This is a genomic window from Providencia sp. 21OH12SH02B-Prov (genome assembly GCF_027362595.1).
GTDB classification, from domain to species: Bacteria; Pseudomonadota; Gammaproteobacteria; order Enterobacterales; family Enterobacteriaceae; genus Providencia; species Providencia zhejiangensis.
The window spans coordinates 2,898,206-2,913,882 of record NZ_CP114796.1; the positions used below are offsets into that span (position 1 = coordinate 2,898,206).

Consider the following 15,677-nt stretch of genomic DNA (forward strand, 5'->3'; position numbering starts at 1 on the left):
GCAAAAAATTGAGGTGCCATAATGAGTGTATTAATTGCCCTAGCCGCACTGTGCCTTCTAATGTTGGCAGCCTATCGTGGATATAGCGTTATTCTATTTGCGCCAATCGCAGCTCTCGGTGCTGTACTACTCACCGACCCTAGTGCTGTAGCGCCAGCCTTCACAGGGCTATTTATGGAGAAAATGGTCGGTTTCGTAAAATTATACTTTCCCGTCTTTCTTCTAGGTGCCGTATTTGGAAAACTAATTGAATTATCTGGTTTTTCTCATTCAATCGTTGCCGCTGCCATCAAAATATTAGGGCAACGCCACACTATTCCAGTCATCGTATTAGCCTGTGCATTATTAACCTATGGCGGAGTTTCCTTATTTGTGGTGGTCTTTGCTATTTACCCATTTGCCGCCGAACTCTTTAGGCAAAGTAATATCCCCAAACGCTTGATCCCAGCAACAATCGCTCTTGGTGCTTTTTCTTTCACCATGGATGCGTTGCCGGGTACCCCACAAATACAGAATATCATCCCAACCAGTTTTTTTGGGACAACTGCTTGGGCAGCTCCTTGGCTGGGTTTAATTGGTTCATTATTTATCATTTTACTTGGCCTTATCTATTTAGAACGTCAAAGACGTAAGGCCAAAATAAAAAATGAAGGTTATGGAACCGAATTACTCAATGAACCAGAAACGCCCAAAAATATTGATCTGCCTAATCCTATTGTCGCTATTTCACCTTTAATTTTAGTGGGTGTCTTAAACTTAGTATTCACTTATCTCATTCCTAAATGGTATGGGCCAGAACACGAATTAATATTACCGGGGCTTTCTGCGCCCATCATGACTAACTTAAGTAAAATTACTGCGATTTGGGCTGTTGAAGCCGCCCTGCTATCCGGTATTTTATTAGTTATCATTTTGGGGTTCCGTAATATCCGTGGGCGTTTAGCTGAAGGAAGCCGAAGTGCTGTTAGTGGTGCGATTCTTGCCGCTATGAATACAGCATCTGAATACGGTTTTGGTGCCGTTATTGCCGCATTACCGGGATTCTTAGTTCTCTCTAACGCACTTTCAACCATTCCTAACCCATTACTTAACGAAGCTATTAGTATCACGACATTAGCAGGTATCACTGGCTCAGCATCCGGAGGAATGAGTATTGCATTAGCGGCAATGGCCGATAATTTTATTGCGGCGGCTCACGCTGCACATATCCCTCTTGAAGTCTTTCACCGTATAGCATCAATGGCTAGTGGTGGCATGGATACCCTTCCTCACAATGGTGCGGTGATCACATTACTCGCTATTACAGGTTTGAGCCATAGGCAAGCTTATGGTGGGATCTTTGCTATTACCATCATTAAAAGTCTCGCCGTCTTTTTCGTCATCGGTGTCTTTTATATGACAGGTATAGTGTAAGCCTCCTGTTCAAAATGAGCCGCATTATGCATGAGTTAGTGCACAGTAAATTGATCGTTAACAATACGGTAGCTCAAAAATACCTTATTGATTTGTTTTATACAGTTCGCTTTATTTGAGGAGAATAATCATGAATTTACATGGAAAAACAGTACTTATTACAGGTTCCACTAGCGGTATAGGATTAGGAATTGCACAAGTATTCGCCCAAACTGGCGCCAAAATTATTCTCAATGGATTTGGCGATATCGAGATGGCAAAAGCCGCGGTGGCACAAAAACAAAATGGCAATATACCGGGTTACCACAATGCCGATCTAAGCGATGAAAAACAAATCATCGATATGATGCACTATGCAGATAAGGAATTTGGCGGTGTGGACATTCTGATTAACAATGCAGGGATCCAACATGTCTCCCCAACAGAATCCTTTCCTGTCGATAAATGGAACGCTATCATCGCCATCAATCTTTCGTCTGTATTTCATACCACGCGGCTAGCCCTACCAAATATGCTTAAACATAATTGGGGAAGGATTATCAATATTGCTTCTGTACATGGTCTAGTCGCGTCAAAAAATAAATCCGCTTATGTGGCGGCTAAACATGGTGTCATAGGCTTAACCAAGAGCGTCGCTCTTGAAACCGCTCGCACTAATGTTACCTGCAATGCCATTTGTCCGGGATGGGTATTAACCCCACTGGTACAGCAACAGATCGATAAGCGTATCGCTGATGGAGCAAAGCCCGAAGCAGCACTCAAAGACTTACTCGAAGAAAAACAGCCGTCAGGCCAATTTGTTACACCTCAACAATTAGGCGAATTAGCCCTCTTTTTATGTTCTGATAGAGCCACACAAGTCAGAGGCGTTGCTTGGAATATGGATGGTGGATGGGTAGCCCAATAAACACACATTGAAGTTAGGCAGTCGTTGTGGTTAATTATTCTACTATTAAATAATACTAACCATCCATACCACTGCCTTATTTATTATTTTTGATAACATATATTCCGCTGATAAATTATTTGAAACTTAAAATAAATCATCAATGAATCCGTTTATTTTTAGTGAATATCACTCTTTAAAATAAAAACATTGATCACACCAAAGCATGCTATAGTTTTAATCCTTAAAACTATCTCCATCCTCATAAGGATAGTCGTCGTGACAATAGAAGCAAAAAAAGTCTACCTTATTTATCAACCTAGTCCAACACTTGGTAGAGCAGCCTTTACATGGCTAGATGGTTCTAATTTCATCGCCCGTATATTGTCAGGAAATACCGTTGAGCACTATGTCTCTCTATTACAATCCACTATCCAAAAAAAGAATTTAAATTGGATTGTTTATAAAGATAATACAGAGTCAGATATTGAAATGTTGATACAACAAAATGCCTCCCTGCTTATTTGTATTCCAGGATTAAAATACCAATTTTACAAAAAGGATTTTGACACAAAAAATATTATCTACCTGAGTACAATGGAATATGCCAACAGCGATACAACCTCTGTGATAAAAAGAATAGAAGAAATTGAAAGGCAATCATAGCTTGTTACCTAACTCTCTATTGCTCAACAACGCCCTTGTGATAACAAGAGCACACTATTTCCGAGTCAATACTGGCCATCATGACGATTTTTATTTTGCTACACCGTCATAACACTAGCACTCTCAACAATATCATATCTATTACGACCTTTTGATGCTTGCTTGATATGGTGTAAGCGAGCGCTCATTATTTTCTCAACAGGCATAGACAGTTATCATTATCAGAAGTTTTAGAATATTTTTATAAGACTCACATCCAATATCACGAACACATTGTTTGGCTCTTCCGATATCTCTCGTTATAGCTACACTGCTCTGATATTAAGAAACTCACCATGAAAACTCACATGCTAACATCGTGTTATTTGATCAGTTTGAAGCCTTAGATGCCATGGCACCCGTTGAAATTGTTGACCCTTTGCCAAACTATCACATCAAGTTTATCTCCCCCGCTGACCGCCATAAAACCAGCTCCAAAGGTATTGTTATTGCAACCATAGCAATATCCAATCCTGAGTTTAAACAGAACTGCTCCTTCAAGGACAAGACACCAGAAAAAACTAACGAAACGTTTTTATAGAGAGCAAGTGCCCTCTAAGCAATTTTTTATTGATTAAAAATCACTTTATCAAATAAAATCAAATAATTACATAAATCACATTTCCAATTAAACAATCAATTTCACTTTAGCATCATTTAAATACAAATAATTTATTTTTAGTTAAAATAATAACCTGATCGTCAAAAAATAATATTGGAGTTAATAATGCGAGTATTCGGATTAAAAGTTGTTCTATTATCTTTATCAATGGTGGCAGCATACGCTCAAGCTCAGGTTATCAATAAAAATAATCCGCCAGAATATCAATCATTTAAATATAATTATTCTGAAATGATTGAATTAGCTAATGAAAATCGCTTACCTCATAGAATTTTCTATAAAACACCCAGCACAGGCGAAAACGCTGAATGGTTTGATGCAGTAAAACAAGGTGACTTAGTCAAAGTCAAAAAAATGGTCGCTAATGGGCAAAATATCGAAGCAAAAGATACTGGTAGTTTAGACCAAACAGCGCTTGGCTGGGCTGCATTTATCGGTGATGAAGAAATGGTTGATTACCTTATCTCTCAGAATGCGAATCTATGGGCAACTGATAAAGGAGATGTGTATAACGTATTAAAATCCGCAGTGCTTGGGAATAATGTTAATGTCGTTGAAAAAATCCATAACTTAATGAAAAAAGATGTTGATTTAAATGACCAAACGCTTGAAAGCGACGGTGAAACACTTGTTATGGTCGCCGCCAGCAATAACCGCCTTGATATCGTAAAATATCTTTTATCGCAAGGTGCTGATATTAATCGCTCCACGACAACCGATGATAAAACCTACCCTTCCTACGATCAAAGCGCGCTAACCTATGCATGTAAGAATAATCTGCCAGATATGCAAAAGTTATTAATTGCTAATGGCGCATTAAATCACCGTACGGGTAAACCATCTTGCGACGAATAACGCTGAAAATACCGTCTACCATAGACGGTATTTTTATCAAAACACCCTTGCTAACATCGTTTTTGCTTTAATATAATAATGTCATCAAAAAAACTAGTTTTTTGATGACATTTCAATTAGTTAATTAATAATTATCATAACTTTTAATCACGCATCATTATCGCGAAAGAGTATCACAATCGAGTGTCTTTTTAGGTTCTGATAAAGATTCAAACAAAGGTTTCGCCGATGTGATAATGTCTATCACATCATCATTTGTCACAACTAAATAATGTTCAACACACGCATCATGGATATTCGCACTTTGCTCATGGAACCACTGTAAATAGGATGAATTTGCGACTTTATATAACCCTGTCGTCATCTGACCGTCAAAATAGTCAAGCATTTTTAAGAGGTTTCCTTCATCCGTTACCCTAAATGAATAAACCCATTCAAATGTTAATTTGAATATTTCCTCTGCACTACTCAAAATTAAAGAAATAGCGTGTAAGTCATAATGAAAATTATCTAACTGAATTCTAGACAATGATCTGTCACTAAGGCTAATTAACCGCTCTTGCATGGTTTAATTTCTCTAATTTAAATAAGCTTCAACCTACAGATATGATATTCCTATTGTACATGACATAAACATGTCACATGGCTCAATTTATCAACAACAAGACTCAAGCATTCATCATTATCCCATTGATGACATGATACTGTTATATCGCCACTTTACCGTTATTACCAGCTTGCTATTATCACCAACCCTTCACGTATAATCGTAAGGATATAACCATAAAATCTTCTATTCCTATAACACCCAAAATAATGTCCTCAATGTCTGTTAACGCTCAAAAAGTCACATCAAGTATATCGCGAGTCACTACAGAGCAGAGGTAAGCCCCGCATACATCAACCCGATGATCAAATAGGCGTTAGCTAATGGTCAATAAAGCGCCATAGTCTCCACTGTAATAGAATGAGGACTCTATAATTCGTCTTTTTCCTTTACCCTGTCTGATATCACTAATGAGCCGATTTTAAACAAACTGGGCATTGATGTTCTACCCACTTTCTACCTAAAAAGAGAGAAAAAATCATTTTTGTTATACAAAACCACTTGATGATGGTAATGAGTCATAAGTTCCGCTAGTCCTGTATAGAGAAATAGTCAAAAATATGAAATCCCGACCATCTGGCTGTAAAAAATTATTCAAGCTTGACCTTTTTAGACCATTTATTGACCGACTTCATCGCGATTCGATTAAGCAACCATGTTTCGGCTGAAATGGTAAACGTTCATAGTAATTATTTATCTCTATCAACGATAAGAAAGCTTTATACTCAGAAAAATCAAGCAAACTGAGTCAAAAAATATTGGAGAATAGATGCAAAACGAGATACTAGATTCGGTTGGACTCGACGTTCAGGTACACCTCATAAATTCATTTACACGAAATAATTCTGGCGGTAATCCCGCTGGGGTCGTGCTCTATCCCCCTGAGCTAAGCGATGCACAAAAAATAGCCATCGCACGGAAAGTTGGCTTTTCCGAGACAGCGTTTGTCTATCGTGGCGAAAAAACCGATTTCAAGGTGGATTTTTTCACTCCAGAAGCAGAAGTAGACTTTTGTGGGCACGCTACACTAGCCGCATTTTTTACCCTTTTTTCACTTCATCAGCTGACTTCTGGGCATTATACACAGAAAACAAAAGCTGGAATTCTGAGTGTCGATGTCAGTTCTGATGGGATCATCATGGAGCAAGCTTTACCAATCATACGCAAAGGACCTGATGTTGCAGATGTTGCAAGCGCTCTTGGCATACCACAAGAAACTATCGAGGCAACGGGTCTCCCCATAGAGGTGATCTCAACAGGATTACCAGACATTATTATCCCCGTACAGCCCGGTCAATTAGATGACCTACGTCCAAACTATGCGCAAATCACCAACCTAAGTCGCCAATTTAATACGATAGGTTTCCATGTATTTGAACTGAGCAGCGATGCATCTATCACCGCCCACTGCCGTAACTTTGCACCTCTTTATGGCATAAATGAAGAATCTGCAACGGGGAGCTCCAGCGGCGCTTTAGGATGCTATTTAGTCAAGCATGTCTTGCCTAATGACACGCATTTTCTGTTAGAGCAAGGGCGTGCTATGGCATATTCTTCCCTCCTTCAGGTGATAATTAATAAACAAGGACAAACGATAAATCGTGTCAGAGTTGGTGGGCAAGCTGCGATGGTTGGTACAAAAATAGTTAGAATTTAAAAAGACAAATGAATATTACGTGGGTTTAACTCAGATAATGTCAGTGTAAAAAGCTACGATTATCGCCAAAAGCAATATCAATGCTTTACTCGCATCTTTGCTACATCCGGCCCCGTAATATTATTGTGTTGATAGATTATGCATGTCACGCCTTGTTGATATTGCAACAACCGTACCTGAAAGAAGACTCACCCGAAAATTTGTGATGGCGAAGACTAAAAACACTCATGAGTGGAAAATATTGAGTATACTGATGTGACATAAAATATATTTGCTTAAGTTGGTCTTTATGTCGACAAATTTTCACGTTTACCTCGCGACTAAATCGCTACCATCGCCTTCTAAATGGCAAGCGGAAATAACAAAAATGAATAGCTCGCTGATTATGGATACTGACATTAACTTAGTCACTTTCTCTGGCTTTCTGCCTTTTCAATTTAATCAAGAAATAACGGGCTTTGAATACTGTTCATGGTTTATAGACCATGAAGAAAAACAAGAGGTTAATATACCTAGTGCTGATTTCTGTATGTGTTTTTCAATCGGTAACAATCCCTTAGAACTAACCATAACGGTGATATCCATATACTGCCTCATAAAATTAACTGATGGCGTACTTTTTGACCCTCAAAAGGGTATATATATCGAGCCTTCTAATATTTTCACTTGGAAAAAAGAAATGTTGACTTAGCTAACCTTAACGCCTCAAAGTTTGGCATTATAGACTTTCATCAATAAACATAAGCAAAGACTCTTTAAAAGTTACTTAGCGAGTATTACCAGATTGTATCTTAGGGATTAATGAATAAACTCAACAGCTATTGAGGTGTTTACACTTCTCCACCTCCCCTAAAGTGAGACAGCTATAATCAGATTTTCTGCCAAAGCTACAACCTGAATTGAACTGAACTAAACTCATAAAAGTTTAATTCCCCCCAACGGAGAGACATCGAAAACAACGAGAAAACTCTAAATTACTATGTCTTACTTAATAAGAGTCAACCGTCACTTATGGCTATACCATAGCCCGTTTGATTAAGGAGTGGAGACTCCTTACTGACATGAAAAACAGTCAATCTATATTTCGTTCATCGTACTGAGCCCGATCATGAACCGATAAAGAAACTCATTATTGCCGCAAAAGGTCAAACTCACTAGCGTACTTGCCGAACAATCCAAGGCTTAAAAACGTTGCGAAAAATGAATAAAGGTCAATTATTGACTTAATATTTTCTGTACCCAATCGCACCAACATTTACAGTCTAAGCTCGATTCAATAGCTTCGGGATGTAATTCATACCACCATTTTTTGACTCCCTCATATTCTTGCTTTGTGAGAATAAAAGGCTTCCATTCCCCCATTCTATAATCTTGGTCACAAGGGTCGCTTCCATGAAATAAAAATTCATTCAAAAAATCACAAGGAGGAAAATAACCTGAGCTATCAATCATCCCAAAGATTCCGTAAAGAACTTTAGAGTTTTCATCAATGATATTTATTGCTTTAACAATATTAACTTTGTGTTCCATTTTATCCATTGTCATTAAATTGTTATTGCTCTTATTAGCTGATAGCCATTAAACCAATCATCACGACTTGTAGCGGTTACTTTGTTTACTTTCTGGCAAGTCATTAACTCCAGCGCGCAAATATCGAGTATCATTGGATGAGCTACGTTTGTCGCTCTTAATCTGAATGGTCATTATAGCGATAACTTTATCTGTCGCTATTTTAGTTCATGACAAATTATTTATTTTTGTCCCTGAGATAGTTAACTTAAATGATTTCAAACTTCCATTATTTGGTTTATTCATCTTAAAACAATCACAGAAAGCATACTAATTAAAATAAAATTCCAGCCACCCTATGACACCTTAGATAATAAATTCAACAATTAAGATAATTCCAAAAAATAAGTAATCTAGCTTAATACCAAACTGAATACGCACGTACTGCACACCTCAATTAAAAATTAAAAATCACATTTAATAACAGATAGTTAAACATTGTGTTGTATATGATTCAATCAATGACACCACTGTAATTTATTTTCAGTATTATTTTGTTACGTTATTAACGTGAGTGTTTTTAATTTCAAAGTGGCTACACCGTATTTTTCGGTATAGGTTCGCTGTATTTTTTACTGCAACCCTAATGACATTCAATATACCGCATGCCTTCCAAAGACCTCAGGAACAATCATTTTTGATAGACAGTCATATATTCCTTTTTCATAGCAAGACTATTTTAATCAAAAAACGACAATCTACTAACAAAACGAGTAAAAAATCTTATATATGACACCCACATACTTTCACATATCAAATATTGCGTATAAATCTATTTGATACATCTTAATAAGTAGACATACAAAAAACAATATTACCAATTGATATTATTTACTTTTTAATTTAAGGCAAAATAAAACAGGCCATATACTAAATTTACCGTCACATTTACTGATTACTGATAAGAAAAGTTGATTTATTCCATCAATAAAGATATAAATTGAATAACAACATAAGTGAAATAAACGCAATGTTATTGCAACCATTTATCAATATGCATTTCAATATGCGTGACAAATTCAAGGAATACTTCGCATGTCAGATAGCTTTCAAAATGAAGTCCCCAAAGCTCGGGTTAATATTAAATTGGATCTGCACACCGGTGGCGCTCAGAAAAAAGTCGAATTACCTCTAAAATTATTAGCCGTTGGTGATTACAGCCACGGGCAGGATGATAGAGCGTTATCTGAACGCGAAAAAATCAATATTAACAAGAATAACTTTGATAGCGTGTTAGCCGAATTCTCCCCGTCAGTGAACTTAACAGTCAAAAACACCCTTGCAGCGGATGGCAGTGAAGAAAGCATCGCATTGACGTTTAAAAATATGAAAGATTTTGAACCTGAGCAAGTCGCTCGCCAGATTCCTCAGCTTCGTGCCATGTTAGCCATGCGTAACTTATTACGTGATCTGAAATCTAATCTGCTCGATAACGCCACGTTCCGTCGAGAACTTGAAAATATCCTTAAAGACCCATCACTTAGTGATGAGTTGCGTGAAGAGCTTGCTCAATTAGCACCAAAAAAAGATTAATTTGGATTACGAAAGGATTATGCTGATGTCTGTAAAAAATGAACCAACACAAGGCGCAACCACGGTACTTGATGACACCTCAAATCACGGTGTTTATGCCTCTTTGTTTGAAAAAATTAATTTAACCCCTGTAGCAAGTATCAGTGATATTAATGCATTCCAAGATAATGCTGCATTAGCCGATGCAACCGCAGATGAACGTGTTACCGTCGCAGTTCAAGTCTTTCTTGACCGTTTGAAATCTTCAGGTCAAAAAGTGGAGCGTTTAGACCGCAATCTACTCGACCACCATATTGCTGAGCTTGATAAACAAATCAGTCAACAACTAGATGAAGTCATGCATCATTCCGAATTTCAACAAGTCGAATCAACATGGCGTGGGTTGAAATTTCTCGTTGATCGCACCGATTTTCGCCAAAATGTTAAAATTGAACTGCTCGATATTTCAAAAGACGACCTACGTCAAGATTTTGAAGATAGTCCAGAAGTCATTCAAAGTGGTCTATACCATCACACCTATATTGCCGAATACGACACACCAGGTGGTGAGCCAATTGCCGCAATGATCTCCAACTATGAATTTGACCGTAGTGCCCAAGACATTGCGCTATTACGTAATATTTCAAAAGTTTCCGCATCAGCGCATATGCCATTTATTGGTTCTGTAGGCCCTAAATTCTTCGGCAAAGATACAATGGAAGAAGTGGCTGCAATTAAAGACATTGGTAACTACTTTGACCGCGCTGAATATATCAAATAGAAAGCATTCCGTGATTCCGATGATGCCCGTTACATTGGTTTAACTATGCCTCGTGTGTTGGGTCGTCTACCTTATGGCCCCGATACAGTCCCTGTTCGTAGCTTCAATTATGTTGAAGAAGTTAAAGGGCCAGATCATGAGAAATATTTGTGGACAAATGCAACTTTCGCGTTTGCAGCGAATATGGTGAAAAGTTTTATTAATAATGGCTGGTGTGTCCAAATCCGAGGGCCTCAAGCTGGTGGTGCAGTTAAAGATTTGCCAATCCATTTATTTGACTTAGGCACTGGCAGTCAGGTGAAAATTCCTTCCGAAGTAATGATCCCTGAAACACGTGAATTTGAATTTGCAAATCTTGGATTTATTCCGCTGTCATACTACAAAAACCGTGATTATTCCTGCTTTTTCTCTGCTAACTCAGCGCAAAAGCCAGCCCTGTATGACACGGCAGATGCAACCGCTAACAGTCGCATCAACTCCCGTTTACCATACATTTTCTTGCTATCACGTATCGCCCATTATCTGAAACTTATTCAGCGTGAAAATATCGGTACGACCAAAGATAGACGCCTACTTGAGCTAGAACTCAACAATTGGGTACGTGGCTTAGTGACTGAAATGACTGATCCAGGTGATGACTTACAGGCCTCCCACCCTCTGCGCGATGCGAAAGTCGTGGTTGAGGACATTGAAGACAACCCTGGCTTCTTCCGAGTGAAACTGTATGCAGTTCCACACTTCCAAGTTGAAGGTATGGATGTCGATTTATCTTTAGTTTCACAGATGCCTAAAGCAAAATCCTAACGGTTATTAAAGGTCATTTCAGGATGAAAATCTATCGTCCCCTATGGACTGACGGGGCCTTTTTGGCCCCCCAACAATTCCAGCAACAATCCCGTTGGGATAGCTATGTTGCCGAAGTCGTTGCCAAGATGGGCATAGCCTCAACATGGGGTGTGATTAACGTTGAATTTGATGAGAGCGCCTTAACGCTCTCTCGAGTCAGCGCTCAAAAAATGGTTGTGCGATTCCAAGATGGTACACTCATTGATACTGCTCTTGCTGATTCATTACCTCCAGTATTATCCCTCAATGACTATGCTGATCGCCAGTCATTAGATATCGTTTTAGCACTGCCTTTAATGTTGGCTAATGGCGGTAACTTAGTCCCTGAAACCGGAACAGACCGTCCACGTCGATTTAACCAAGAATGGGTTAAAGTCCAAGATTTACTGGGGCATGAACAAACGGATATTGCTGTATTACGCCATGAAGCAACACTGCGTTTTGCCCACGATGAAAACAAAGCTTACATGACTTGCCCTGTTGCTAGACTCATACGTAATACGCAAGGCATGTGGGAGTTCGACAGCCATTTTATTCCACCATTACTTGCCTGTCAGGGAAGTCTCGAGTTACGAAAGCTGCTCTCTGAGTTTATGCATCGTTTAGTGGCCAAACGCCGTCGTTTAATGACATTACGCCGTGAAAGTAATGAAAAAATGGCTGACTTCGTGGTGGCTGATGTATCACTATTTTGGCTATTAAATTCTCTAAATAGTGCAGAACCCGTATTAAATGAATTTTGTACGGCATTACATCGTCATCCTGAATTACTCTATCGGGAACTTGCTCGTTTAGCTGGAAGCTTATTAACTTTCTCATTAGAAAGTAAGCTGGAAGATATTCCGCTGTATAAGCATGATCAACCTGAACAGGTTTTCCCACCACTTTTTACACTATTAAACACCTTACTTGAAGCCAGTTTACCTTCTCGCGTCATCAATATTGAACTGATAAAAGAAGGTCCATTCTGGAAAGGGCAACTCCATGATGGTCGATTACGTGAGGAAGCCGATTTTTATTTATCTGTTCGCTCCTCCTTACCTGCGCATTTATTAATCGCCCAGTTCCCTCTCCTGTGCAAAGCTGGTAGCTATGACGATGTCGCGGATGTAGTGAATATTGCTTTAAATGGTATACCGCTAAAACCTCTTAGCCATGTGCCAACGGCAGTTCCTCTTCGCTTAGAAAATCAATATTTCGCGTTAGATATTGAAACACCAGAGGGTCAAGCCATGTTGTCCTCTAGCCAGTGTGCTTTTTATGTCCCCAGTACATTAGGTGATGTTCAATTAGAGCTATTTGCGGTACTTCGTTCATGAATAAAACTACATCACACCATACTATTGATATGATCTTTGCGCCAACTTGGTTGATGGTCTGTCAACTTCATCAAGGAATATCTATCGCCCACGGTGATAGTTTTTATCGTCGAGTCTGCCAATTAATCGATGAAACTCGACAAAAATTACTTGAGCTCGGATATTCGGAAGCCGCTATTGAGCACATGCAATATGCCCAATGTGCACTGATTGACGAAAGTGTGATGAACCGTCAGCAAAAAGATGAAGGCTATAACACTTGGCTCCAATCCCCATTACAAGCTCGTTATTTCAATACACTAGAGGCGGGCGATAAACTATGGGATCGCCTACGTGAGATCTTAAATGAAACCACGCCAAACCAAGATGTATTACTGTGTTTTCATCGCGTGCTTACACTTGGATTTGTGGGAAAGTTTCGCCGGATAGATGCACCTGAACGTGAGCGTATTGTTGTTCAGCTCAATACCCAACTACCCGATTACTTAATTTCGTCAGAGCTTCCGCTTGTGGTGAAGCCAAAGCTACGTTTCAGTCGTCGCCGACTTTACTGGTTTGGCTGGGTCGCCGGTATTCTTGTGCTCGCTGCCATGTGGTGGGGATTCAGTACATCCTTAGAACAATTATTGCAACAATGGATGATACAAGGGTAGGCATGCAAAATCTAATTAAGCAATGCCTAACGCTTTTTGCGATGGGACTTTTTCTGTGGTTACTCTGGGGATTTTGGTCCCTTGGGCAAACTGTCACCCTTTTTGTTTCCATCTTAGTCCTCGTACTCACTAGCGGGGTACTATTTTGGCAATACAAACAACGGGCGCAAACGCTTTCCACTCAGCATAACTATCATGATGTACTTCCTGCCAATAATTACCAAGGTCCCGTCATTCTGGTATGCGGGCAATCACAAGCACTATTTCCTGATGAGCAATTGCATCGTGAAACCGAGCAAGGCTGGTACCTTCGTGTTCCTAATCCACCAGAGCTCGTTAACTTACTAGTAGCATTGATGGAATATGCTCCCTCATTATCAGGGCAAATGTCATTACTTTATGCTGTATTACCGCAGCAATTGACCCAACAAGAAACACTCACTCAAGACGCCCTCAATTGGCGTAGAGCCATCGGTGAAGGTCGCCAAAAAACAGGGGTAAAACTCCCGTTTTGGGTTACTATTTACCTGACATTTCCACAACAATCTGAAGATATCTTCTCTCTTAGTGATGGGCAGATACCGTGGATGACCTTACTCAGTCATCAAACAGAGTTTCAAGTAGAACAAGAAGGGGCTATTTCCCTTGCATACTCTGCATGGTTACCTACACATATTGGTCATTCTGAGCAACGCCTTCAACTTTCTTTATGGCTTGATAACTTACAGCATTGGTTAAATCAGATTTTAGTTCCTCAGTTTACTTTAGCTCAAACAGGCGCTCCTAAACTGACGCCCTCTGCATGGGCAATCCAATGGATTGATGTAACGAGTGAGCCTAATAATTTATGGCAACAATTCATTCAAGCGAAAACCTCGCTACCACTCGTTGTCTCTACTCAAAAAGTCGACGTACTACCTTTACCCGATGTCATGTTACGCCGTTTACATCATGATATTAGTTTAAGTCGTACAGAGAAAACTGTCGGTATGACTGGACTTATTTTTGGCATTTTCTTAATAGGCGCTTTAATTGGTAGTTACTACCACAATCAGCAATTAATTCGTCATACAGGGGAAGACATAACGCGTTTTTTACAGTTATCCGATACCCCATTGCCCCCTAAAATGACTGCTTACCAGCAACTGCAAGATGATGCGGCTCAATTAGCAAGTTGGGCGCGTGAGGGAATCCCAACGTCTTATTCTCTCGCCTTATACCAAGGTGATCGTATGTTGCCTTACTTGCACTCACTATTAAGTAGTTGGGCACCACCACAACCATCACCACCTACCATTATTCAAAATGCTCCAGAAGTGGTTACGCTTGACAGCTTAGCGTTATTCGATGTGGGCCAATACACACTCAAAGCAGGCGCCACTAAAGTCTTGGTAGATGCATTACTCAATATTAAAGCGAAGCCCGGTTGGTTAATTGTCGTCTCCGGCTATACCGACAACACTGGAAACGCTGAACTTAACCAAACACTGTCTTTAAAACGTGCGGAATCCGTCAGGGATTGGATGATTTCTACCAGTGATATCAGCCCAGCATGTTTTGCCGTTCGAGGAGACGGTCAAAATAACCCCGTTGCCGATAATCAGACTGCTGAAGGTCGAGCAAAGAATCGGCGCGTTGAAATTCGTTTGATCCCCCAAGCTGATGCTTGTCAAGGAACAAATACTCAAATCGTGTCATCGATGGACGATGACACACATTCGACCCAAAAGGAGAAATAACAATGGCTATTCCTGTTTATTTATGGCTAAAAGATGACGGTGGCGCGGATATCAAGGGCTCTGTTAATGTACAAGATCGTGAAGGTAGCATTGAAGTGGTTGCACAAGACCATAACCTATACATACCAACCGATAATAATACTGGTAAGTTAACTGGAACCCGTATCCATACACCATTCATTTTTGTGAAAGAAATTGATGCATCCAGCCCGTATCTGTACAAAGCGGTCACCACTGGTCAAACCTTGAAAGAGGCTGAATTCAAATGGTACCGCATTGATGATGCAGGGCAAGAAGTTGAGTATTTCAACACTAAACTAGAAAACGTCAAAGTCGTGAAAGTCGCGCCTAAAATGCACGATATCAAAGACCCAAACAAAGAGAAGCACAATCACTTAGAAGAGATTGAGCTGCGCTACGAAAAAATCACTTGGACTTATAAAGACGGCAACATCATTCATTCCGACTCATGGAATGAGCGTGCAACCGCTTAATGATCTATGCAGGCGCTTG

Annotated in this window: 14 protein-coding genes and 1 pseudogene; 13 read left to right on the forward strand and 2 right to left on the reverse strand. The window is 39.6% G+C overall.

The window, feature by feature from the left end; translation table 11 throughout:
• The first annotated feature begins 18 nt into the window (after positions 1–18).
• From O7C57_RS13670 to O7C57_RS13690, 5 genes are all read left to right on the forward strand, one after another.
• Positions 19–1,413, forward strand: a complete 1,395-nt coding sequence (locus O7C57_RS13670; protein ID WP_269723996.1) for a GntP family permease — start codon at positions 19–21, stop codon at positions 1,411–1,413.
• Between the two features lie 130 nt (positions 1,414–1,543).
• Complete coding sequence (locus O7C57_RS13675) at positions 1,544–2,320, forward strand: 3-hydroxybutyrate dehydrogenase (RefSeq protein WP_269723238.1); 777 nt, start codon at positions 1,544–1,546, stop codon at positions 2,318–2,320.
• A gap of 258 nt (positions 2,321–2,578) precedes the next feature.
• Positions 2,579–2,965, forward strand: a complete 387-nt coding sequence (locus O7C57_RS13680; protein ID WP_269723239.1) for a nitrogen fixation protein NifS — start codon at positions 2,579–2,581, stop codon at positions 2,963–2,965.
• 358 nt (positions 2,966–3,323) lie between these two features.
• Positions 3,324–3,545 (forward strand): hypothetical protein, encoded by a 222-nt coding sequence (locus O7C57_RS13685; protein WP_154623984.1) that lies wholly within the window; start codon positions 3,324–3,326, stop codon positions 3,543–3,545.
• Between the two features lie 186 nt (positions 3,546–3,731).
• Positions 3,732–4,481 (forward strand): ankyrin repeat domain-containing protein, encoded by a 750-nt coding sequence (locus O7C57_RS13690; RefSeq protein ID WP_251464479.1) that lies wholly within the window; start codon positions 3,732–3,734, stop codon positions 4,479–4,481.
• A 157-nt stretch (positions 4,482–4,638) separates the two neighbouring features.
• Here the strand turns inward: O7C57_RS13690 and O7C57_RS13695 are convergent, their stop codons facing one another.
• A complete protein-coding gene (locus O7C57_RS13695; protein ID WP_244316437.1) occupies positions 4,639–4,869 on the reverse strand; it encodes a hypothetical protein in 231 nt (76 codons plus the stop codon).
• Between the two features lie 988 nt (positions 4,870–5,857).
• Between O7C57_RS13695 and O7C57_RS13700 the strand changes: the two genes are divergently transcribed.
• On the forward strand, positions 5,858–6,745 hold the full coding sequence (locus tag O7C57_RS13700; protein ID WP_269723240.1) for a PhzF family phenazine biosynthesis protein: 888 nt from the start codon (positions 5,858–5,860) through the stop codon (positions 6,743–6,745).
• Between the two features lie 367 nt (positions 6,746–7,112).
• Entirely contained in the window at positions 7,113–7,436 is a 324-nt protein-coding gene (locus tag O7C57_RS13705) for a hypothetical protein (protein ID WP_244316438.1), read from the forward strand.
• A 524-nt stretch (positions 7,437–7,960) separates the two neighbouring features.
• Here O7C57_RS13705 and O7C57_RS13710 read toward each other — a convergent pair.
• Positions 7,961–8,290, reverse strand: coding sequence for a hypothetical protein (locus O7C57_RS13710; protein ID WP_231131743.1), 330 nt, complete (start codon positions 8,288–8,290; stop codon positions 7,961–7,963).
• A gap of 1,059 nt (positions 8,291–9,349) precedes the next feature.
• Between O7C57_RS13710 and tssB the strand changes: the two genes are divergently transcribed.
• The 6 genes and pseudogenes from tssB (at position 9,350) to O7C57_RS13740 (ending at position 15,658) form a co-directional block, all read left to right on the forward strand.
• Entirely contained in the window at positions 9,350–9,847 is a 498-nt protein-coding gene (gene tssB, locus O7C57_RS13715; protein WP_154623943.1) for a type VI secretion system contractile sheath small subunit, read from the forward strand.
• 19 nt (positions 9,848–9,866) lie between these two features.
• Positions 9,867–11,411, forward strand: a pseudogene (tssC, locus tag O7C57_RS13720) (type VI secretion system contractile sheath large subunit).
• Positions 11,412–11,434: 23 nt separating this feature from the next.
• Entirely contained in the window at positions 11,435–12,772 is a 1,338-nt protein-coding gene (gene tssK / locus O7C57_RS13725; RefSeq protein WP_154623941.1) for a type VI secretion system baseplate subunit TssK, read from the forward strand.
• Positions 12,769–13,425 (forward strand): type VI secretion system protein TssL, short form, encoded by a 657-nt coding sequence (gene tssL, locus O7C57_RS13730; RefSeq protein WP_154623940.1) that lies wholly within the window; start codon positions 12,769–12,771, stop codon positions 13,423–13,425. The genes tssK and tssL overlap by 4 nt, the downstream gene beginning before the upstream one ends.
• A 2-nt stretch (positions 13,426–13,427) precedes the next feature.
• On the forward strand, positions 13,428–15,164 hold the full coding sequence (locus O7C57_RS13735; protein WP_154623939.1) for an OmpA family protein: 1,737 nt from the start codon (positions 13,428–13,430) through the stop codon (positions 15,162–15,164).
• 2 nt (positions 15,165–15,166) lie between these two features.
• On the forward strand, positions 15,167–15,658 hold the full coding sequence (locus O7C57_RS13740) for an Hcp family type VI secretion system effector (RefSeq protein WP_004912469.1): 492 nt from the start codon (positions 15,167–15,169) through the stop codon (positions 15,656–15,658).
• Positions 15,659–15,677: the final 19 nt, after the last annotated feature.